Origin of the sequence: Amaricoccus sp. W119 (assembly GCF_047275745.1) — a bacterium.
Taxonomy (GTDB): domain Bacteria; phylum Pseudomonadota; class Alphaproteobacteria; order Rhodobacterales; family Rhodobacteraceae; genus Amaricoccus.
This window is the reverse complement of sequence record NZ_JBKQWU010000002.1, coordinates 149,848-171,477: the sequence shown is the minus strand read 5'-3', so window position 1 is coordinate 171,477 and position 21,630 is coordinate 149,848. Positions and strand designations below refer to the sequence as shown.

The window sequence follows — 21,630 nt, the reverse complement described above, 5'->3', positions numbered from 1 at the left end:
GCAAGGCGTCGAAGGAGGCGCCGGGGAAGACGGCGGTGGAAGCGCCCGGCGGCGCGCCGGAGGATGTTCCCGGCCTCGCCGCCCGCGCGGCGGCCGCGGCGCTGCTCGCCGGTGTGCTCGACCGGGGCGTGAGCCTCGCCGACCAGATCGCCGCGCCCTCCGGGTCGTCCGGGGGGCCGCGCCGGGGGGCAGCCGGGGGGCCTCTCGCCGATCTCGATCCGGCCGACCGCGCCCGCGCCCAGACGCTCGCGACCGAGACTCTGCGCCATCTTGGCCGGATCGACGCGGTTCTCGGGACCTTCCTGACCAAGCTTCCCGCCGCGCCCGCGCTCAATGCGCTCCGCCTCGCGGTGGCCGAAACGCGGCTCGACGGGGTGCCGGCGCACGCGGCGGTCGACGCCGCGGTGCGGCTTACCCGGAAACATGCCAGGGCGCGCCATCTCGCCGGCCTCGTCAACGCCGTCGGCCGCCGGATCGGCGAGCGCGGCGCGGAACTCTGGGAGGCGGCGGCGGAAGCGGAGCTGCCCGCCTGGCTCGCCGATCCGATCCGCGATGCCTACGGAGAGGAAGCGCTCACCGCGATCGGCGCCGCGCATCACGCCGGGCCGCCGCCGACCGACCTCACGCCGCGCGATCCCGAAACCGCCGCGCTCTGGGCCGAACGGCTCGGCGCCGATCTCCTGCCGACCGGATCGCTCAGGCTCCGGGCGCGAGGCCAGATCTCGGCGCTCCCCGGCTATGCGACCGGCGACTGGTGGGTGCAGGACGCGGCCGCCGCGCTGCCGGCGCGTCTCCTCGGTCCGGTGGCCGGGCTTCGCGTGCTCGATCTCTGCGCCGCGCCGGGGGGCAAGACGCTCCAGCTGGCGGCGGCGGGCGCGCGGGTCACGGCGCTCGATGTCTCGCAGGCCCGGCTCGCGCGGCTGAGCGACAATCTCGCGCGGACAGGACTCGCGGCCGAGGTCGTCGCGGCCGATGCGCTCGCCTGGCAGCCGGAGGCGCCTTTCGATGCCATCCTGCTCGACGCGCCCTGTTCGGCCAGCGGGACGATCCGGCGGCACCCGGACCTGCCGCGCCTGCGCGGCGCGGCCGATGTCGCGGCGCTGACCGCGCTCCAGTCCGCGATGCTCGCGCGCGCCTGGGAGTGGCTCGCGCCGGGCGGGCGGCTCGTCTATTGCACCTGCTCGCTCCTGCCCGCGGAAGGGGAGGAACGCGTCTCGGACTTCCTCGCGGCGACGCCCGACGCCCGGCCCGCGCCGCTGCCCGATCTGGCGGGGATCGAGCCTGGGGGGATCGAGCCCGCGTGGATCACCGGAGGCGTGCTGAGGACGCGGCCGGATTTCTGGCCGGATCGGGGCGGAATGGACGGCTTCTTCGCCGCAGGCCTCGCGCGCGGGTAACCGGGACCTGCGAAAGCCGTTTCCCGCGCGAAGGCGATGCTCTAGGCTCCACGCCGACAGATTATTCCCATTGGAAGCGGATTCCGAGCCGGCATGGCCACCCTGTTCCTGAAAGCTCTCGGGCATCGCATGTCGCGCCCCGGCGACCGGCTCCGCAACCGGGTCCGCGCCAGCCGCGCGAAGCTCGGGGCCAAGCCCGTCGTCGCCGAGACGCTGCCGGAGCCGCCGCTGCACGGCGATGCCGATCGCGGCCAGCGCATGGTGGCGGGTGTCTGGCCGGTGCTCGACGGGCTCGACATCGAGATCGGCGACGGCTCGCTCTGGGCGGCGCCGCTGCCCGCGGGGGAGGCGATGTGGCTCGAACCCGCGCGGCAGTCCTTCGGCTGGCTCGAGGATCTAGCGACACTCGGCACCCGGTCGGCGCGCGGGCTGGCGCAGTCCTGGACCTGGGACTGGATCCGCCGCTTCGGCTCGGGCTCCGGCCCCGGTTGGACGCCCGAGAGCGCGGCCCTGCGCGCGATCGCCTGGAGCGCGAACGCGGAGATGCTGGTGCATGGCGTGGATTCGGGCGCCCGGGACCGCTTCTGGCGGGCGCTCGCCGCGCAGGGTCGCTACCTCGCCCATGCCTGGGAGGACGCGGCCCCGGGGCTGCCGCGGCTCAGGGCGGTCGCGGCGCTGGTCTGGGTCGGGCAGGTGCTGCCGCGCCGCGACCATGCCGCGCAGGTCGAGCTTCTCGGCGAAGTCGCGGCGGAGATGATCGACGCCGACGGTGCCGTGGCCTCGCGCGCGCCCGAGGATCTCGCCGAGGCGCTGATCCTGCTCACCTGGACCGCGCGCCTGCTCGAAGCGGGAGACCATCGCGCGAGTTCCGCCCATCTCGCGGCGATCGCGCGGGCGGTACCGGTGATCCGCGCGCTCCGCTTCCGCGACGGGGCGCTCGCGCGGTTTCATGGCGGTGGTCCCGGCGCGCCGGACCGGCTCGACCTCGCGCTGGCCGAACTGCGCCTCGGCACGCAGGTGAAGCCGCGGCTCGCCATGGGCTATGCCCGGCTGAGCGGCGGTCGGGTGACGCTGATCATGGACGGCGCCGCGCCGGGCACCGGCCCGGCGGCGCTCGGCGCCCATGCCTCGGCGCTCGCCTTCGAGATGCACGACGGGCGCCAGCCAATCGTGGTGAACGCCGGACCGGGGCAGGCCTTCGGCGGCGCCTGGGCGCATCTCTGCCGTCAGACGGCGGCGGCGAGCACCGTCGAGGTCGATGGCCGGTCCTCGGCGCGAATCGAGGCGCGGGATTTCGCGGCCCGGACCTTCGGCGAGCGGCTGGAGCGCGGCCCGACGCTCGTCTCGGTGCGGCAGGCGCAGGATGCGTCGGGGATGTGGCTGCTGGCCACGCAGGACGGCTATGTCGCCACCCACGGCCTCCTGCACGAACGGCGGATCTTCGTCGAGGCGCGCGGGCGCGAGGCACGCGGCGAGGAGATCCTGAGCGTGATCGACGCCCGCGCCCAGAGCCGGTTCGACCGCGCCGCGGCGCGCGGCCCTGTCGTCGTGGCGGCGCGGTTCCACCTGCACCCGTCGATCCGGCCGGATCTCGACAGCTATCGGGGGATCGTCATTCTCGACATGCCGAGCGGCGAACCTTGGGTGTTCCGCGCGGCGGGCGGCACGATCGATCTCGAGGATTCGGTCTATTTCGACCCGGGCCAAGCTCGTCCGAGTGTGACCAAACAGGTGGTTGTCCGTGCGCGAGTGGTCGAGTATCTGGGGCAGATCACCTGGTCCTTCGCGCGCGCCGCCGAGGCTCCGGACGCGTCCGACCCGGTCGCGTAGGGGTCGGCGCATCCCGTGGGGCCAACCCCGAGTCCGAGTGCCGTCCGAGTCCTGAAGGAGCCGCCCGTCCCATGCCATCCGCGCCCGCATCCGCTCCCGCCGATCTCGTACCCGTCACCCGCGCGCTCCTGTCGGTCTCCGACAAGACCGGGCTCCTGGATCTGGCGCGGGGGCTCGCCGCGCGGGGCGTCGAACTGGTCTCGACCGGGGGAACGGCGGCGGCGATCCGGGACGCGGGCCTGCCCGTGCGCGATGTCGCCGAACTGACCGGCTTTCCCGAGATGCTCGACGGCCGGGTCAAGACGCTGCATCCGGTGGTCCACGGCGGGCTCCTCGCCGTGCGCGACGCCGAGAGCCACCGGGCGGCGCTGGCCGAGCATGGGATCGGGCCGATCGACCTGCTCGTCGTCAACCTCTATCCCTTCGAGGCGACCGTCGCCTCGGGCGCCCCGGTCGCCGATTGCATCGAGAACATCGACATCGGCGGTCCAGCGATGCTGCGCTCCGCCGCGAAGAACCACGCTTTCGTCGCGGTGGTGACGGATGTGGAGGACTATGCCGCGCTGACCGCCGAGCTGGATGCGAACGGTGGCGCCACGACGCTCGCCTTCCGTAAGCGTCTCGCCTTCACCGCCTTCGGTCGCACGGCCGCCTATGACGCCGCGGTCTCGACCTGGATGGTGGGCGCCTGTGATGAGCCGACGCCCCGGCGCCGGGCTTTCGCGGGCACGCTCGCCCAGACGCTGCGCTACGGCGAGAACCCGCATCAGGCGGCGGCCTTCTACCGCGATGGCTCCGACCGTCCGGGCGTCGCGACGGCGCGGCAGCTTCAGGGCAAGGAGCTCTCCTACAACAACATCAACGACACCGACGCGGCCTATGAACTCGTCGCCGAATTCGATCCCGCCGAGGCCCCGGCCTGCGCGATCATCAAACACGCCAATCCCTGCGGCGTCGCGACCGGCGCGAGCCTGATCGACGCCTATCGCGCCGCCTTCGACTGCGACCGGACCTCGGCCTTCGGCGGCATTGTCGCCCTCAATCAGCCGCTCGACGCGGAAACCGCGCAAGCGATCGCCGAGATCTTCACCGAGGTCGTGATCGCGCCCGAGGTGACGGACGGGGCGGCGCGGGTCTTCGCGGCGAAGAAGAACCTGCGCCTTCTGGTCGCGGGCGGCCTGCCGGACGTGGGCGCCGCCCGGCGCACGTTCCGGCAGGTCTCCGGCGGCTTTCTCGTGCAGGACGGCGATGCCGGCCGCGTCGCGACGGACGACCTCAAGGTGGTGACGCGGCGCGCGCCGAGCGCCCGCGAACTCGCCGATCTCGCCTTCGCCTGGCGGGTCGCGAAACACGTGAAATCGAACGCGATCGTCTATGCGAAGGACGGCGCCACGGTCGGCATTGGCGCCGGGCAGATGAGCCGAGTCGATTCGACCACGATCGGCGCCTTGAAGGCCGAGCGGATGGCCGCGGAACTCGGCCTTGACGGCTCACCCGCGAAGGGCGCGGTCGCGGCCTCCGACGCGTTCTTTCCCTTCGCCGACGGGATCGAGGTGCTGGCGGGCAATGGCGTGACGGCGGTGATCCAGCCGGGCGGCTCGATGCGGGACGCGGAGGTGATCGCCGCCGCCGACGCGGCGGGCCTCGCCATGGTCCTGACCGGCATGCGTCATTTCCGGCACTGAGGAGCGCCATGAACCCGATGTTGGCCCGCGTGGCCACGATCACGACGATAATCTTCCTGATCGACCGCGCCACGAAATTCTGGGTGGTCGAGGTGCTGGACCTCCGCGCGCGTGGCTTCATCGCGGTCTGGGACCCCTGGTTCAACCTCGCGATGGCCTGGAACCGGGGGATCAACTTCGGCCTCCTCGACATGGGCGCGGATGCCGGGCGCTGGTTCCTGATCGCGCTCGCGCTCGTGATCTGCGCCGGTCTGCTCTACTGGGCGCGGCGGCGCACCGCCTTCGTCGAGGCGCTCGGCGTCGGGCTCATCATGGGGGGCGCGTTCGGCAATGTCTGGGACCGGATCCGCTATGGCGCGGTCATGGACTTCCTGAACTTCAGCCTGCCGGGCCTCCGCAACCCCTTCGCCTTCAACGTCGGGGACGTGGCGATCTTCGCGGGCGCGGCGCTGCTGCTCCTCTTCGCGCGGGAACCCGCGGGTGACCGTCCGACCGGCGGCGGGCAGGCGCGCAAGAGGAGGTGACGCCGCCCGCGTTCCGCGGTAGGGGAAGAAACGGTTTCGACGGACGAGGACCCAAGATGCGGGCACGTGCCCTCCGCTGGGCGGGATTGATTCTGGCAGGCGCCGCGCTTGGCGGCTGCGGTCAGGCGAGAAGCGACGGCGAGCTGCGCTCGGCGGGCTCGCCCGACGAATTCATGGTACTGCCGACCAAGCCGCTCGAAATGCCCGGGAATTTCGCCGCGCTGCCGACACCGACGCCGGGTGCGCCGAACCGCGTCGATTACAACCCGAAGGCGGAGGCGGTGGCGAGCCTGACCGGCCGCGAGGCGCCCGCCGGCACCGCGAGCGCCGGCTCGCTCATCGCCCGCGCCGGACCCGCCGATCCGAACATCCGCGCCCGGCTCGCCGTCGAGGACGCGACCTGGCGCGAGGAGAACCAGGGAAAGCTGCTGCCCAGGCTGCTCGCGCGCGACCCGGATGACGTGACCTATGGCGCGGTCACGCTCGACGCGGCGGCGGAATACGAGGCGATGCGCGCGCGCGGCGTCGCCGTGCCGCCCGCGCCGCCGACGCTTCTGGAAGAGGAATAGGCTCCCTCGCGAGGCGATCACATTTCGGAAGGCCGGCGCTGGCGGCGTTGATCGCGGCGCTGAGACGGCTAGGCTGATCGCGCCCAGAAGGAGATGCCCGCTTGATCCGCCTCGCCCGCCTGAGCCAGTTCGCGCTGGCTCCCCTCGCTCTCGCGCCCACGCTCGCCTTCGGCGCCGCCGACCCCGCGGTGTCGAGCTTCACGCTCCCGAACGGGCTGATGGGCGTCGTGATCGAGGACCACCGCGCGCCGGTCGTCACCTCGATGGTCTGGTACAAGGTCGGCGCCGCCGACGACCCCTATGGCGAGACCGGGCTCGCGCATTTTCTCGAACATCTGATGTTCAAGGCCACCGACACTCTCGCGGATGGCGAGTTCAGCGCCGTGGTGGCGGCGAATGGCGGCGACGAGAACGCCTTCACCTCGGCCGATTACACCGCGTATTTCCAGAACATCTCCGCCGACCGGCTCGATCTGGTCCTCAGGATGGAAGCCGACCGCATGGTCAATCTCGACCCCGGCGAGGCGGGCGCGCTCTCGGAACGCGACGTTGTGCGCGAAGAGCGGCGGCAGCGTGTGGACAATTCCCCCGAAGGCCCGTTCCGCGAGCGGCAGAACGCGACGCTCTATCTCAACAGCCCCTATGGCCGGCCGATCATCGGCTGGGCGCAGGAACTGGAGGCGATCACGCTCGAAGGTGCGATGGCCTTCTACCGGGCGCATTACGCGCCGAACAACGCGGTTCTGGTGGTCGCGGGCGATGTCACCCCGGCGCGGGTCGAGGAACTGGCGGCGGAACATTTCGGGCCCATTCCCGCCTCCGATCTGATCGAGCCCAGGAACCGGCCGCGCGAACCCGAACCGCTGGCCGCGCGGCGGATCGAGCACAGCGACCCCCGCGTCACGCTGCCCGTCATGACCCGCTCGTATCTCGCACCGCCGCGGCGGTCCGGCGATCAGCGGGAGGCGGCGGCGCTCGCCATGCTCGCGCAGCTCTTCGGCCGGGGCGCGACCTCGGAGATGACACGGGAGCTCGAGCTTGGGCCGGAGGCGATCGCCGTCGGTACCGGCGCCTACTACAATGACGTGAGCCTCGATCCGTCGAGTTTCAGCCTGCGGATGGCGCTGAGGCCCGGGGTCGAGCCGGCGGAGGCCGAGGCGCGGCTCGACGCACTGATCGCCGATTTCATCGCCGGGGGGCCGGATGAGGCCGGGCTGGAACGGGCGCGCAATCAGGTCCGGGCCTCCGAGATCTACGCCCGCGACAGCGTGGAGGGCCGCGCGAACGAATTCGGACAGGCGCTGACCTCCGGACTGACGATCGCGGATGTGGAGGGCTGGCCGGAGGCGCTGCTCGCCGTCACCGCGGCGGATGTCCAGGCCGCCGCGCGCGCGGTCTTCGACCCGGACGCCTCGGTCACGGGATGGCTTCTGCCCGAGCGCCCGCCCGAGTCGCCGACCGAGGGTCCCGCCGAGAACGCCCCCGAGAACGTCCCCGAGAAGGCTCCCGAGAACGCCGCCGCGAATCCGGCCGACAGCCCCGTCACGAACCCCGCCGTGAACCCCGGAGCCAACCCGGCCGAGAGTCCCGCCGAGGAGGCCGCGCGATGAGACACCCGCTCCTCGTGCTGTTCGCCGCCGCGCTCCTCGCCGCCCCGCTTCTCGTAACGGCCGCGCTGCCCGCTCGCGCCGAGATCACCATCACGCCGGTGACCTCGCCGGGGGGACTCTCCGCCTGGCTCTACGAGGAGCACACGATCCCGATGATCACCATCGAATCGAGCTTCCAGGGCGGCGCGGCGCTCGATCCCGAGGGCGAGGAAGGGGTCTGCGTGCTGATGACCGGGCTGCTCGAGGAAGGTTCCGGCGATCTCGATTCGACCGGCTTCGCCGAGCGGCGCGAGGATCTCGCCGCCCGTTTCGGCTTCGATTGCGGCCGCGACGACATTTCGATCTCGGCCGACATGCTGAGCGAGAACCGCGATGCCTCGGTCGATCTGCTGCGCCAGGCGCTCGTCGATCCGCGGTTCGACGCGGGGGCGGTCGAGCGGGTGCGCGGGCAACTGGTCGCCGGGCTCGAGGACGATGCCACCGATCCCGGCGCGACCGCGAGCCGGGCCTTCTTCGCCGAGGCCTTCCCCGGCCATCCCTATGCGCGGCCCACCAACGGCACGCTCGAGGCCGTCCGCGCGCTCGACGCGGATGCGATCCGCGCCGCGCATGGGGCGATGCTGACCCGGGATCGCCTGCGGCTCGCCGTGGTGGGCGACATCACGCCGGAGGAACTCGGGCCGATGCTCGACCGGCTGTTCGGCGACCTGCCCGCCACGGGTCCGGCCCTGCCGCCGGTCGCGGAGCCGGAGCTTCCCGGAACGCTCAGCGTCACCGATTTCGACGTGCCGCAGTCGCTGGTCTTCTTCGGCCAGCATGGGATCGCGCGCGACGATCCGGATTTCATCCCGGCCTTCGTGATGGACTACATCCTTGGCGGTGGCGGGCTCGGCTCGCGGCTCTCGACCGAGGTACGGGAGAAGCGCGGGCTGACCTATGGCATCAACACGATGCTCGCGCCGTATGATTTCGGCGCGCTCTACATGGGTCATTTTTCCTCCGCGAATGACCGGGTCGCCGAGGCGATCGAACTCACGCGCGCCGAATGGCAGCGGATGGCGGAGGGCGGCGTGACCGATGCCGAGCTGGAGGCGGCGAAGAAATACCTGACCGGCGCCTATCCGCTGCGGTTCTCGGGCAATGGGCGGATCGCCGCGCAACTGCTGGGCATCCAGACGGCGGGGCTTGGGCTCGACTATGTGAACCGCCGCAACGCGCTGGTCGAGGCGGTGACGCGGGAGGATGTGGCGCGGGTGGCGAAGCGGCTGCTCGATCCCGGGGAGCTGAGCTTCGTCGTCGTCGGCAGGCCCGAGGGGCTGGAGGCCGCCGGCGACGAGTAGGCCGACATGGGCCGTTAACCAATAATCGGTGGCGCCACCCCGGGGGGTCATGCTAGACCTTGGGGCATGAACGCTCCGACACCCAATATAGAGCCAGAGGCACGCCCCGAAGCGCGACCCGAAACACGGCGGCCGATCCGGCAGCTCGACGCGGCGGCGGCGAACCGTATCGCGGCGGGGGAGGTGGTCGAGCGCCCGGCCTCGGCGATCAAGGAACTGGTCGAGAACGCGCTCGACGCCGGCGCCCGGCGGATCGCGGTCGCCTACGCCGATGGCGGCAAGACGCTGATCCGCGTGACCGATGATGGCCACGGCATCCCGGCGGCGGAACTGCCGCTCGCGCTCTCGCGCCATGCGACCTCGAAGATCGACGGGACGGATCTCATCAATATCCGCTCCTTCGGCTTTCGCGGTGAGGCGCTGCCTTCGCTCGGCGCGGTCGGGCGGCTGACGCTGACCTCGCGCGCGGCGGGTGCCGGGGAGGCGGCGAGCATCAGCGTGCGCGGCGAGGAGACCGGCGCGGTGCGTCCGGCGGCGCTCGCCCGGGGCACGGTGGTGGAACTCGCCGGGCTCTTCACCGCGACGCCGGCGCGGCTCAAGTTCCTGCGCTCCGACCGGGCGGAGGCGCAGGCGATCGGCGATACGCTCCGCCGGCTCGCGATGGCGGCGCCGGGGACGGGGTTCACGCTTACCGATGTGACCGACGCCGCCAGCCCGCGCGAGATCCTGCGTTTCGATCCGGAGCCGGGCGAGCTCTTCGACGGGCTTCCCGCCCGGCTCCGCGCCATCCTCGGCCCGGATTTCGCCGAGAACGCGCTCCCCGTCGCGGCGGAGCGGGAGGGCATCCGGCTCGGCGGCTTCGCCGCGCTCCCGACCTTCTCGCGCGGCGCGGCTGTGGCGCAGTACCTTTTCGTCAACGGCCGGGCGGTGCGGGACAAGCTGCTGACCGGCGCGCTCCGGGCCGCCTACATGGATGTGCTCTCGCGCGACCGCCATCCCGTCGCGGCGCTGTTCCTGACCTGCGAGCCGGAGGCGGTCGATGTGAACGTCCATCCCGCCAAGGCCGAGGTGCGGTTCCGCGATCCGGGCCTCGTGCGCGGCCTCGTCATCGGCGGGCTGAAACAGGTGCTGGCGGGCGCGGGCCATCGAGGCTCGACCACCGTGGGGGCGGGGATGCTTGGCGTCGCCCGGACCCCGGCGGCCGAATATGCCAATGCATATTCGCAGACCAGCTCACCGGCGCGGGCGCGATATGCCTATGCATATACGCCGCCTCCGCGCCCCTCCGCCGCGGCGCTGGGCTTCGCGGAGGAGATGATGGGACCGGCGCTCCATTCGGCGCGGATCGAGCCCGATCCCGAGTCCGGACCGGAGGGCGCGGCGCCCGAAACGCGCCCGCTCGGCGCCGCGCGGGCGCAGCTGCACGAGACCTATGTGATCGCCCAGACCGGCGACGGCATCGTCATCGTCGATCAGCACGCGGCGCATGAGCGGCTGGTCTACGAGAAGCTGAAGGCCGCGCGGGAGGGTGCCCGGGTGCCGAGCCAGGGGTTGCTGATCCCCGAAGTGGTGGAACTCGACGCCGGGCAGGAGGCGGCGATCCTTGAGGCGCGGGACGCGCTCGACCAGTCGGGCCTCGTGGTCGAGCCCTTCGGGCGCGGCGCGGTCTGCCTGCGCGAGACGCCGGCGATCCTCGGCGAAGTCGATGGCCGGGCTCTGCTCCGCGATGTCGCCGACGCGCTCATCGAAGGCGCGGGCGCGGGGATCGCCCGCCGGATCGACGCGGTGCTGAGCCGGATGTCCTGCCACGGCTCGATCCGCGCCGGGCGACGGCTCAACGCCGCCGAGATGGATGCGCTCCTGCGCGAGATGGAGGCCACGCCGCTCTCGGGCCAGTGCAACCACGGCCGCCCGACCTATGTCGAGCTCAAGCTCGCCGATATCGAACGCCTTTTCGGACGCCGCGGATGATCAGCATCGGTTCCTTCTCGATCGGCTGGGACGATCCCCGGCTCTGGATCGCCATCGCGGCGGTTCTCGGCTTCCTTCTGCTCTTGCGCGCCGTTTCCCGCGCGGGGCGGGCGGCGGAGCCGCTGGTCCAGCATCTCGCCGAGGTGGACGCGGCGATCCGCGCGCTGGGCGAGGGACAGCAGCAACTCCACGGCGGGCTGACCCACGTCGCCGAGACCCAGGCCCATGCCCAGGCCCGCGTGAGCGCCAATCTCGAAACCCGGCTCGCCGAGGTGACGCGCGCGATGACCGATTCGCTCGGCGCGAGCGCGGTCAGGACCGCGCGGGGACTTGGCGAATTGCAGGAGCGGCTGAACGCGATCGACAAGGCGCAGACCAATATCGAGAAGCTCTCCTCCAACGTGCTCGGGCTGCAGGACATCCTCGCCAACAAGCAGACCCGGGGCGCCTTCGGCGAGATCCAGCTCCGCGAGATCGTCACCCGCGCGCTGCCGCCCGATTCGGCGAGCTTTCAGGCGCAGCTTTCCAACGGGACGCGGGCGGATTGCCTGATCCACCTGCCGTTCCCGCCGGGGCCGATCGCGGTCGATGCGAAATTCCCGCTGGAGCCTTACGAGCAGATCCGCGCCGCCCGCACGCCGGCCGAGAAGCAGGAGGCACAGCGGCGGATGCGCGCGGCGCTCAGGACGCACATGAAGGCGATCGCGGAGAAATACATCATCGAGGGCGAGACCGCCGAGGGTGCGCTCATGTTCCTGCCCTCGGAGGCGGTCTATGCCGAGATGCATGCGAATTTCGGCGAGCAGGTGCGCGAGGGCTTCGGGCTCCGGGTCTGGACGGTCTCGCCCACGACCTGCATGGCGACGCTGCACACGCTCCGCGCCGTCCTGAAGGACGCGCGGATGCGCGAGGAGGCGCACAAGATCCGCCGCGAACTCGGGCTCCTGCACAAGGATGTCGAGCGGCTGGAGACCCGCGTCGGCAATCTCGACCGGCATTTCTCGCAGGCGCAGAAGGATATCGAGGAGATCCGCATCTCCGCCTCGCGCGCCGGCACCCGGGCGCGGCGGCTCGAGGCGATCGACTTCACGCCGGGCGAGGCCGAGACGGAGGCGCGCGGCGCGCCGCGGCTCGTGCGGCTTCCCGAGTCCTGAACCTCCCGAAGCTCCGAAACCGCCCTTGAAACGCGGCCCGTTCCAGCGGCACAAGGCGGAAAGGATCACGGGGGACTCAGACGCATGACCCAGCTTACGCTGGACGACCATCCGGACCGCTACCGGCTCACCAATGAGCTGCACGCGCGTCCCTTCCCGGAGCTGACCGCGCCCTGCGGCGCCGCGCATCTCGCGATCAAGCAGCCGACCCGCGCCTCGGAGCGGGACAAGTCGGAGGACTTCGCCCATCTCATCAAGCTCCTCGACCGTTACGGCGCGCCGCATCCGCCGCCGGGCGCCAATCACTATTCCGGCGATCTCGGCAGAGGCTTTCTCAAATGGGAGATGCACACCGAGTTCGTGACCTACACGATCTTCGCGCCGGGCGTCGCGGAGCGGCCGTTCTCGGGCGAGCTCTTCTCGCTCTTCCCGGCGGACTGGCTGGCGGAGGCGCCGGGCAAGGTCGTGACCTCCGCGCTGATCCGGGTCGAGCGGATGGATCAGGAGACGACCGAATCGCGGTTGCGCGGTCCCGCCCAGCAGTGGTTCGTGCCCGAGAGCCTGACCGCGAGCCGGGTGATCGATGGCGAGGCGGTGATCGCGACCGACTTCCGCATCGACGAGAACGGCCATGCCCGGATGGCGATCTTCTCGCAACCCGACATCGGCGGGCGCAGGCTCGGGCGCATCACGCAGCGGCTGCTCGAGATCGAGACCTACAAGAGCATGGCGCTCCTGACGCTGCCGCGCGCGCAAACCGTCGCGGCGGCGGTGAGCCGGCTCGACCGGCAGCTGACCGCGATCGTCGGCGACATGGCCCAGGGCAAGGGCGAGGATTCCGAGACGCTGGCGGCACTCCTGCGCGTCTCCGCCGAGATCGAGCATCTCTCCTCCGCCAATGCGTTCCGGTTCGGCGCGGTGGAGGCCTATGAGGCGATCGTGAACCACCGGGTCCAGGTCCTGCGCGAGCAGCGGATCGGCGGCCGGCAGCTTTTCGGCGAGTTCATGATGCGCCGCTTCGACCCGGCGATGCGCACCTGCCGCTCGGCGAAGGACCGGCTGAACGAGTTGTCGCTGCGCGCGGCGCGCGTCGCGAACCTGCTCAGGACGCGGGTCGATGTCGAGAGCCAGCGCCAGAACAACGAGATCCTCGCGCAGATGTCGGAACGGGCGGCGCTGCAGCTTCGCCTGCAGGAGACGGTCGAGGGGCTGTCGGTGGTGGCGATCAGCTATTACGCGGTCAGCCTCGGCGCCTATCTGCTCGGGCCGCCGGCGGAGAAACTCGCCGGGATCAGCAAGCCCGTGCTGACCGCGCTCCTCGTCGTGCCGATCGTGCTCGGCGTCTGGTACGCGATGCACCGGGTGCGCGCCCGGCTGACGGGCGGCGCGCACGGCAAGTAGCAACGCGCGGCCGGCGGGCCGCGCGTCTCCTCTGGTGCGGCTCAGAACCGGGCGCGGAGCATCAGTTCGGCGCTGACCCCGTCGCCGTAGACGACGGTGTCGTAGAAGCCCGTGGTGGCATAGTATTTCTCGTCCAGGATATTGTTGATCGAGAGCGACAGCACCGTCTGCTCGGTCACGTCATAGGTGGCGTTGAGGTCGAAGACCGCGTAGGGGTCCTGCCGGACGCTCGGCTGTTCGAACTCGGACTGGAACACCAGGCTGTCCGTGCCGCTCTGCCAGCGCATCGCACCGCCGATGGTGAGCCGCTCCTGAAGGAAGCCGGGGACGCGGTAGTCGGTCGCCGCCTTCAGCGTGTTGCGCGGCTGGTCGGTATAGAGCTCGTTGTCGTCGTCGTCGGTCGAGTAGCGATAGGTATAGCCGAGCGAGGCATTCCAGCGCTCGGTGATCGCCCCGGCGAATTCGAGCTCGAAGCCGCGCGTCGTGGTGCCGTCGATCTGTTCGTAGACGCTCCGGTTCAGGGTCGGGTCGAAGTAGAGATAGTTCGCCACATCCTTCTGATCGGTCTGGAACACCGCCGCCGAGGCATAGAGCGCGTTGTCGAACAGCCCGGCCTTGACGCCCAGCTCGTAATTCCAGCCGAACGCCGGATCGAGATAATTGCCGTCGATGTCCTGATTGAGCTGCGGCTTGAAGATGCTCGTGGCGCTGCCATAGGCGGTATAGACATCGGTGATGTCATAGGTGAAGCCGAGATAGGGCGTGACCTCGGCGGTATAGTCGTATTCGAACGTGTCGCCATCGGTGGTCTGGCTGCCGTCCCACCAGTTCACGCGCGCGCCGGCGATGACGGAGAGCCGGTCGGTGGCGCGGATCTGGGTGGTGCCGTAGACGCCGTATTGCTTCGCCTCGGAGGTGGTCCGGTAGTTGGCGACGGAGCCGAACTCCGGACGCGGCATGTCCTGGTCGTAGTCGAAGACATTGCCGATCGGCGCCAGCGTCGCGACATCGACCGGATAGCCCAGGTAGGTCCCCTCGGCTTTCGATCCCATGACCCCGAGCACGAACTGGTGCTGGCGGCCGAAGGCTTCGAAATCGCCGTTCAGGACCGCGTTGAGCGAGGTCGTGTCGGAGTCGCCGTCGTATTTCGCCGCCCAGCTTCCCATGCCGAGGCCGGTCTCCGCGTCCGGGATGCCGCTGATCCAGGCGAGCTCCATGTCGGATTCGTTCCGGATATGGGTCGCGGTAAGGCGGCCGGTCCAGCCGTTGTCGAAGATATGCTCGACCGAGCCGAAGGCCTCCGTCCGGTCGGTGTCGAGATAGGTCCAGTCGGCGCCGAGGTTGAAGCCCCAGGGCCAGTCGATGAGCTCGCCCTCGCTGTCGAAGGGAGGAATGCCGCCCCAGGTGACATTGTCCGTCCGGGTCGCCTGGTGGCTCAGCCCGAGGTTCAGGAGCGTCTGGTCAGTGAGGTCGAACTCGAGCGCGCCGAAGCCGATGTACTTGTCCTTCTGGTAACCGTCGAGCGTGCCCTCGCGGCTGTCGACCGCGCCGAGCAGGCGGCCGCGCAGCGTGCCGGATTCGTTCAGCGGGCCGGAAACGTCGCCCTCGACGCGGGCGCCGAGCGGATAGGCGATGCCGGCGGCGGTCTCCGCCCGGTAATAGTCGGTCGGGCGCTTGCGGATGTAGTTGATCGAGGCGCCGGGCTCGCCCGCGCCCTGCATCAGCCCGGTCGCACCGCGCACGATCTCGACATGGTCGTAAAGCACCATGTCGGGATCGTTGTCGCCGAAGTCGAAGGTGCCTTCCCGCGGCAGCGGCACGCCGTCGAACTGGTAGGAATCGATCTCGAAGCCGCGAGAGTAGTAGTTGACGCGGTCGCTCTCGAAGGCCTGCACGGTGATGCCGGTGGCCGCGCTCATCACCTGCGGGATCGTGGTGATGTTGCGGTCCTTCATCTGCGCGTCCGTGATGACGCTGGTCGACTGCGGCGTCTCCTTCTGGGAGAGCACCAGACCGGTCGCGGAGCGCATCCATTCGGTGGTCCAGGACCCGGAGTCCTCGGTCGTCGTGCCGGGCGCCGCGGTGACGTTGATTTCGTCGAGGACCGTCGCGCCCTCCGCCGGCTCGGCGGGGAGTTCGAGTGCGAATTCCTCGGCGGCGGTCTCCGCGGTCTCAGTCGGGGCGGTCTGGGCCAGGCCGACCGAGGCCATGCCGAGAAGGCCGGCGCCAAGCGCCGTGGTGAACCGCGCGCGGGCGGCCCAGGTGTCAGGGAATGTGAGGATCATCATGCAGCCAGGTTCGGGGTTTCATTCTGGCTGGCAGGTGCTGGCTGACGGGCCCATCATACGTTTCCGAAGCCGCGTTCAAGCAACTTCACGGTCCCGCGAGCATTCGCCCGCGGCGCGTGGCGGTTCTGCCACGAAATTACGCGCGGAGCGATGAAGCTAATCGTCGAACGCTTCGGTGCCGGGATCGGACTGGGTTCCGGGGGCGGTTTCGGTGTGCTTGCGGAAGGCGGCGCGGCCGATCAGATGCGCGCCGATCGGGGCGGTCGCGATCATGAAGAGGAAGACGAAGAGCGCCTGGAGGATCTCGGTCCAGCTCGTCGACTTCACGATCGCGGCGAGGCAGACCAGCGCGAGACCCACGGTGCCCGCCTTGGTCGCCGCGTGCATCCGGCAGTAGACATCGGGCAGCCTGAGCAGGCCGAGGCCGGCGACGAAGCAGAAGAAGCCGCCCCCGAGCAGGAACAGCGCGGCGATCAGGTCGCTCATCATCCGCCCTCCGTTTCGCTGATGACGGGATCGCGGTCGCGCCGGGCGCTGTGGGTCGGGCCGCCCCGCATCGTCGTCTGCACCTCGTCCCCCTGCGCGCGGTCGATGTAGCCGGCGAAGGCCACGGTGGCGAGGAAGGAGATGAGCGCCAGGCCGATCGCGACGAAGAGATAGGCCTCGATCCCGCTCGCGATCCGGAAGACCACGAGGAAGACCACGAGCAGGACCGAGAGCGTGTCGAGCGCCACGACCCGGTCGGCGAGTGTCGGCCCGCGCAGGATGCGAAAGACCGCCGCCGCGGTGGCGAAGGCGAGGCAGAGGACCGTCAGTTCCAGCGCGATGCCGAGCGCGCCGCCCACCTTCGTATCGAGGATCAGACCCATCATCGCAGTGTCACCCTCAGAACGCGCGGCTCGATCCCCTTCTGGATACCCTCGCGGCAGGTGTCGCCGCTGAAGCCAGCGAAGAGGTCGTGGATGAGCAGCTTGGACCGGTCGGGGCTCACGTCCACGGTCAGCGTTCCGGGCGTCAGCGTGATGTAGTTCGCGACGATGGTCACGCCGATGTCGGAACGCGCCTGGATCGGGACGACGACGAAGCGCGGCGCGGTGATGTCGCGGCGCGAGAGCACGGCGCGCGAGACCGCGATGCTCGACACGGCGAGATCATAGAAGAACACGGTCGCGAGCCACGGAAGCGCGACGATCTGGCTGAAGATTCTCACGGACTGGCCTCCTCGCTTGGGCCGAGCACGGCCTCGATATAGGCGGTCGGATCAAGCAGGCCGTCCGCGACCGCGCCAGCCGCTTCGATACCCGGCGCCGCGAAGATGCCGGCGAGGGCGAGGAGCAGGCTGAGGCCGACGAGCGGCGCCCAGAAGGCGATGGGGAGCGGCTCCTCGACGCTGGTGTCTCCCATGGGATGGGCCTTCCAGAACACCTCGCTCCAGACCCGCGCCATCGCGAGCAAGGTAAGGAAGCCGCTCCCGAGGATCAGAGCCGCGCACCAGTAGCCGCCGATCTCGAGGCTCGCCCGGGTGAGGATCAGCTTGCCCCAGAACCCCGCGAAGGGCGGGATGCCCGCGAGCGACAGCGCCGGAATGAGGAACAGGACGCCGAACCAGGGGCTCGCCCGCCAGAGCCCGCCCGAGTCGGAGAAATGCTCGGACCCCGCGAGGCGCTCGGCGGAACCGGCGGCGAGGTAGAGATTGGCCTTCACCACCATGTCCTGCGCGAGATAGAAGACCGCGCCCATGAGCGCGAGCGGCGTGCCGAGCGCGATGCCGAGCACCATGGCGCCGACCGAGGACATGATCGAATAGTTGAGCACGCGGCGGATGTCGTTCTGCGCCAGCGCGCCGAGCGCGCCGGCGAGCATGGTCGCGCCGGCGAGCCAGAGCAGCGCCGCCTGCGCCGGTGTGCCTTCGATCGGCAGGATCAGCGTGAAGTAGCGCAGGAGCGCGTAGACGCCGACCTTCGAGAGCAGCGCCGCGAAGAGCGCCGAGACGGTGAAGGACGGCGTGTGGTACGAGGCCGGGAGCCAGAAGTGCAGCGGGAAGAGCGCCGCCTTGGCGCCGAAGGCGAAGATGAGCATCCCGGTCGCCATCAGGATTCCGGCCTCGCCGGCGCGTCCGGCGAGCTTGTTGTGCAGGTCCGCCATGTTGAGCGCGCCGGTGGTGCCGTAGAGCAGGCCGACGCCCGAGATGAAGGCGACGGTGGCGATGAGGTTGAGGCCCACGTATTTCGTCGCGCCGTCGAGCGCCGCCTTGCTGCCGGAGATGACGAGCAGGCCGAAGGACGAGATCAGCATCACCTCGAACCAGACGTACATGTTGAAGAGGTCGCCGGTCAGGAAGGCGCCGCAGACCCCGGCGAGCAGCGCGTTCGAGAGCGGATAGTGCCCGCTGCGCGATTCGCCGAGCGTCACGTCGTCACCGCAGAAGACGGCGACTGCGACGGCGACGATGCCCGTCAGCACGATCATCGCGGCCGAGAGGCCGTCGGCGACCATGGTGATGCCGAAGGGCGCGGCCCAGGCGCCGGCCTGTTCGGCGAAGGGGCCTTCGAGGATCACCCGGCGCAGGATCACGATGCCGACGGCGAGCAGTGCGATCGCGCCGACGAGCGTCAGCTTGCGTTGCCCGCGAACCGACCGCCAGGCGAAGAGCGTCGCGACCATGGTCAGGAAGGGAATGGCCAGCGGCCAGAACAGCAGCATCAATCGCCCTCCACCGGCTCGGCCACGCGCATCTCGTCCATCTCGGCGGTGCCGAGCGCGTAGTAGGAGCGGTAGGCGAGCGCGAGGGCGAAGACCAGAAGGCCAAAGCCAATGACGATCGCCGTCAGGATCAGCGCCTGCGGCAGCGCGTTGGCCGCCCCCGTGATCGTCTTCTCGTCCGCGGGCACCAGCGGGGGTTTGGCGAGGGTGAGCCGCCCGGTCGAGAAGATGATGAGGTTGGCCGCGTTCGAGATCATCGTCAGGCCGAAGACGTAGGGCACCGTCTTGCCGGTCATCATCAGATAGGCGCCGGCCGCGACCAGCACGCCGGCGGTGATTGCGAGCATTACCTCCATCGGCGGTCTCCCTCGCCATCGGCGCCGGTCTCGTTCGGTCCGTCCTCGGCGCCGGCCGCGTCCTCGGCGAGCGAATCCTCGAGCGCGAAGAGGATGCCGGTCACGGTGCCGAGCACCACGAGATAGACGCCGAAGTCGAAGAGCATGATCGAGCCGAAGGGGAGCCCGTGCTTCTCGCCCGACTCGTCGATCGTGATGAAGGGCCACATGCCCTTCAGGAAGGCGCCGTACTGCAGGCCGCCCCAGATGCCGCCGAAAAGCGCGCAGGTCATGCCCGTCGCCGCGATGCTGCGGGGGCGGAAATAGAGCGCGTAGCGCGCCCGGTCGGTCCCCTCGGCCTTGGCCATCAGCGCGAAGGCCGTCGCCGCGAGCAGGCCGCCGATGAAGCCGCCGCCGGGCTCGTTGTGGCCGCGCCAGAAGATGAAGATCGAGAGCACGAGGATGATCGGGATGAGCGTCCGCGTCGCGGTCGAGAGGATGACGGATCTCATCGGTTGGCCCTCCGTCCCGCGCGCAACGCCGCGATCGCGGCTATGCCGGCGATCACGACGACCGAGGTCTCTCCCAGCGTGTCGAAGCCGCGGAAGTCGACGAGGATCACGTTCACGATGTTATGCCCGAGCGCCTTGGGCACGCTCGAGGCCTCGAAGAATTCGGTGAGATAGGGGTCGAGCGGCGTCGCGAGGATCGCGAGCGTGCCGACCGCGACGCCGGAGCCGAGCAGCGCCGCGACGAGCGCGTTGCCCGGACGGAACGGGATCTCGCCCCAGGAGGGGAGGCGCACCATGGCGATCGCCATGAAGACGACGACCAGGATCTCGACGAAGAGCTGGGTCATCGCGACATCGATCGCGCCGTAGAGCACGAAGACGATCGCGATCCCGGTCCCGACGCCCCCGAGGGCGCAGATCGCCGTCAGCCGCGAATTGGTGACGAGGACGACGGCGACCGAGGCGATGATGATCGCGACCACCATCACGTCGATGAGCCCGAGCCTGGGCGTGATCCCGGGCCATTCCATGGTTCCGGCGAGGAGCCCGCCCCAGACCAGCACGGCGGAGGCGAGGAAGGTCGCCCGGAGGTAATGCGTCATCTGACCGCTCTGCGACGCGTTGGTGAGGGAGCGCGAGAAGGTCAGGATGCCTTTCAGCGCCCCGTCGTACCAGTTTTCGATCCGGGGAAGCCCGGGTTCCGCGCCCGCCAGCCCGTCGCGCAGCCGGTCGAGCCCGAGAAAGCCGACGATGCCGAGCGCGAAGGTGACGAGGCTGAGCACGAAGGCCGGCGTGATCCCGTGCCAGAGCGCGAGATGGCCCTGCATTTCCTCACCCGTCACCGACACCACCATCGGCGCGACGAGCCAGTCGCCGATGACCGCCGGGGCGAAGCCGAAGAGCAGGCTCAGCGCCGAGAGCAGCACCGGGCCGAGCCAGAGGCCCCAGCCCGGATCGGCGGGCTGGTCCTTCGGCGATTGCCGCGGGCCGCCGTGGAACGGGCGGATCGCCACCATGCCGGCGCAGATGACCATGAAGAGATTGGCGACGAGCGAGGCGAGCGTGACCGCCGCGCCCGCGAGCGTGCCGGCCTCGTAGATCAGTTCCTTGCCGACGAAGCCGAAGAGCGGCGGAAACCCGGCCATCGAGAGGCCCGAGACGGCGGCGGCGGCGGCGGTGATCGGCATCGCCCGGGCGAGCCCGCCGAGCTTGCGGTAGTCGCGCGAGCCCGCGCCCCGCTCGATCATGCCGACGGTAAGAAAGAGCGCGGCCTTGTAGAAGGCGTGCACCAGCAGGAAGGTCATCGCCGCGACGACCGCCTCCTCTGTGCCGAGCCCGATCAGCATGACGAGCGCGGCGAGGCCCATCAGCGTCGTCTGCGCCAGCATGAGCTTCATGTCGGTCTGCCGCGCCGCCCAGACCGCGCCGAGGATCATCGTCACCGCGCCGACCGGCACCAGAAGCCCGGTCCAGAGTTCCGTGCCGCCGAGCGCGGGGGTGAAGCGGGCGAGGAGATAGACGCCCGCCTTCACCATGGTCGCGGAATGGAGGTAGGCGCTGACGGGCGTGGGCGCCGCCATGGCGCCCGGCAACCAGAAATGGAACGGCGCCTGCGCTGATTTGGTGAAGCAGCCGAAGACCACCAGGAGCACGATCGGCACGTAGAGCGCGCTGTCGCGGAAGATGTCGCCCGCCGCGTTCATCTCCGAGAGCCGCGTCGTGCCCGAGACGCCGTTCATCATCAGGAGCCCGGCGAGGAGTGCCAGGCCGCCCGCGCCGGTGATGAGCAGCGCCTGAAGCGCCGCCGCGCGCGATTCCGCGCGCTCGTGGTCGAAACCGACCAGCAGCCAGGAGGTGATCGTCGTTCCCTCCCAGAACAGGAAGAGCGTGATGGAATCGTCCGCCGTGACCAGGCCCAGCATCGAGATCGCGAAGAAGCCCAGCGTCACGAGCAGAGAGAGCAGGCGGCGATCCTTCTCGAAATAGGTCGCGGCGTAGAGGAAGATCATCGCGCCGATGCCGCAGATCAGGAGCGCCATCGCGAGCGCGAGCCCGTCCAGTCGGAAGGCGAAGGAGATGCCGAGCGAGGGCGCCCAGCGCAGCACCCATTCGGGGTTGAGGCCGGCGGCGACCGGTCCGATGAACTGGGCGAACCAGAGCGTCGCGACCGCCGCGATCGCCGCGGGAATGAAGCGCCAGTGGCGGGGGGGCGGGGCGGGGCGATCCTGATCAGCCAACCCGCCGCCCTTTCCCGGTCGCGGAACGCCAGCCGGCGCCCATCGGTCCCGCCGTGCCGGTATCGACGCGGTTC

Annotated in this window: 18 protein-coding genes; 10 read left to right on the top strand and 8 right to left on the bottom strand. The window is 70.3% G+C overall.

All coding sequences use genetic code 11. From position 1 onward, the window contains the following. Positions 1–35: 35 nt before the first annotated feature. The 10 genes from ACLJK8_RS02535 to ACLJK8_RS02490 all read left to right on the top strand — a co-directional run bounded on the left by ACLJK8_RS02535 (position 36) and on the right by ACLJK8_RS02490 (position 13,481). Complete coding sequence (locus tag ACLJK8_RS02535; RefSeq protein WP_413148431.1) at positions 36–1,397, top strand: RsmB/NOP family class I SAM-dependent RNA methyltransferase; 1,362 nt, start codon at positions 36–38, stop codon at positions 1,395–1,397. Positions 1,398–1,490: 93 nt separating this feature from the next. Beyond that, positions 1,491–3,227 (top strand): heparinase II/III family protein, encoded by a 1,737-nt coding sequence (locus ACLJK8_RS02530; RefSeq protein WP_413148430.1) that lies wholly within the window; start codon positions 1,491–1,493, stop codon positions 3,225–3,227. 71 nt (positions 3,228–3,298) lie between these two features. Continuing rightward, on the top strand, positions 3,299–4,912 hold the full coding sequence (gene purH, locus ACLJK8_RS02525) for a bifunctional phosphoribosylaminoimidazolecarboxamide formyltransferase/IMP cyclohydrolase (RefSeq protein ID WP_413148429.1): 1,614 nt from the start codon (positions 3,299–3,301) through the stop codon (positions 4,910–4,912). Between the two features lie 8 nt (positions 4,913–4,920). After that, complete coding sequence (gene lspA, locus ACLJK8_RS02520) at positions 4,921–5,436, top strand: signal peptidase II (protein WP_413148428.1); 516 nt, start codon at positions 4,921–4,923, stop codon at positions 5,434–5,436. Between the two features lie 56 nt (positions 5,437–5,492). After that, the gene (locus tag ACLJK8_RS02515; protein ID WP_413148427.1) at positions 5,493–6,005 is read left to right on the top strand and encodes a DUF3035 domain-containing protein; all 513 of its coding nucleotides are present in this window, start codon (positions 5,493–5,495) and stop codon (positions 6,003–6,005) included. A gap of 104 nt (positions 6,006–6,109) precedes the next feature. After that, positions 6,110–7,615: a M16 family metallopeptidase gene (locus tag ACLJK8_RS02510; protein ID WP_413148528.1), complete on the top strand. Its 1,506-nt coding sequence runs from the start codon at positions 6,110–6,112 to the stop codon at positions 7,613–7,615. After that, complete coding sequence (locus ACLJK8_RS02505; protein ID WP_413148426.1) at positions 7,612–8,955, top strand: M16 family metallopeptidase; 1,344 nt, start codon at positions 7,612–7,614, stop codon at positions 8,953–8,955. The genes ACLJK8_RS02510 and ACLJK8_RS02505 overlap by 4 nt, the downstream gene beginning before the upstream one ends. Positions 8,956–9,021: 66 nt before the next feature. Then, positions 9,022–10,926 carry a DNA mismatch repair endonuclease MutL gene (gene mutL, locus ACLJK8_RS02500; RefSeq protein ID WP_413148425.1) on the top strand — a complete coding sequence of 635 codons (1,905 nt, stop codon included), beginning with the start codon at positions 9,022–9,024 and terminating at the stop codon, positions 10,924–10,926. Continuing rightward, positions 10,923–12,080, top strand: coding sequence for a DNA recombination protein RmuC (locus ACLJK8_RS02495; protein WP_413148424.1), 1,158 nt, complete (start codon positions 10,923–10,925; stop codon positions 12,078–12,080). Before mutL ends, ACLJK8_RS02495 begins: the two co-directional genes overlap by 4 nt. A gap of 84 nt (positions 12,081–12,164) precedes the next feature. Beyond that, positions 12,165–13,481 (top strand): DUF3422 family protein, encoded by a 1,317-nt coding sequence (locus ACLJK8_RS02490; RefSeq protein WP_413148423.1) that lies wholly within the window; start codon positions 12,165–12,167, stop codon positions 13,479–13,481. 41 nt (positions 13,482–13,522) lie between these two features. Here ACLJK8_RS02490 and ACLJK8_RS02485 read toward each other — a convergent pair whose 3' ends face one another. The 8 genes from ACLJK8_RS02485 to mbhE all read right to left on the bottom strand — a co-directional run bounded on the left by ACLJK8_RS02485 (position 13,523) and on the right by mbhE (position 21,556). Then, a complete protein-coding gene (locus ACLJK8_RS02485; protein WP_413148422.1) occupies positions 13,523–15,769 on the bottom strand; it encodes a TonB-dependent siderophore receptor in 2,247 nt (748 codons plus the stop codon). A gap of 156 nt (positions 15,770–15,925) precedes the next feature. Further along, positions 15,926–16,255 carry a monovalent cation/H(+) antiporter subunit G gene (gene mnhG, locus ACLJK8_RS02480; RefSeq protein ID WP_413148421.1) on the bottom strand — a complete coding sequence of 110 codons (330 nt, stop codon included), beginning with the start codon at positions 16,253–16,255 and terminating at the stop codon, positions 15,926–15,928. Next, the gene (locus ACLJK8_RS02475) at positions 16,255–16,641 is read right to left on the bottom strand and encodes a monovalent cation/H+ antiporter complex subunit F (RefSeq protein WP_413148420.1); all 387 of its coding nucleotides are present in this window, start codon (positions 16,639–16,641) and stop codon (positions 16,255–16,257) included. Before ACLJK8_RS02475 ends, mnhG begins: the two co-directional genes overlap by 1 nt. Further along, complete coding sequence (locus ACLJK8_RS02470) at positions 16,638–16,979, bottom strand: Na+/H+ antiporter subunit E (RefSeq protein WP_413148419.1); 342 nt, start codon at positions 16,977–16,979, stop codon at positions 16,638–16,640. Before ACLJK8_RS02470 ends, ACLJK8_RS02475 begins: the two co-directional genes overlap by 4 nt. Next, positions 16,976–18,472 carry a proton-conducting transporter membrane subunit gene (locus tag ACLJK8_RS02465; RefSeq protein ID WP_413148418.1) on the bottom strand — a complete coding sequence of 499 codons (1,497 nt, stop codon included), beginning with the start codon at positions 18,470–18,472 and terminating at the stop codon, positions 16,976–16,978. Before ACLJK8_RS02465 ends, ACLJK8_RS02470 begins: the two co-directional genes overlap by 4 nt. Continuing rightward, entirely contained in the window at positions 18,472–18,819 is a 348-nt protein-coding gene (locus ACLJK8_RS02460) for an NADH-quinone oxidoreductase subunit K (RefSeq protein WP_413148417.1), read from the bottom strand. Before ACLJK8_RS02460 ends, ACLJK8_RS02465 begins: the two co-directional genes overlap by 1 nt. Beyond that, positions 18,819–19,319: an MnhB domain-containing protein gene (locus tag ACLJK8_RS02455; protein WP_413148416.1), complete on the bottom strand. Its 501-nt coding sequence runs from the start codon at positions 19,317–19,319 to the stop codon at positions 18,819–18,821. Before ACLJK8_RS02455 ends, ACLJK8_RS02460 begins: the two co-directional genes overlap by 1 nt. Continuing rightward, on the bottom strand, positions 19,316–21,556 hold the full coding sequence (mbhE, locus tag ACLJK8_RS02450) for a hydrogen gas-evolving membrane-bound hydrogenase subunit E (RefSeq protein ID WP_413148415.1): 2,241 nt from the start codon (positions 21,554–21,556) through the stop codon (positions 19,316–19,318). Before mbhE ends, ACLJK8_RS02455 begins: the two co-directional genes overlap by 4 nt. Positions 21,557–21,630 lie beyond the last annotated feature (74 nt).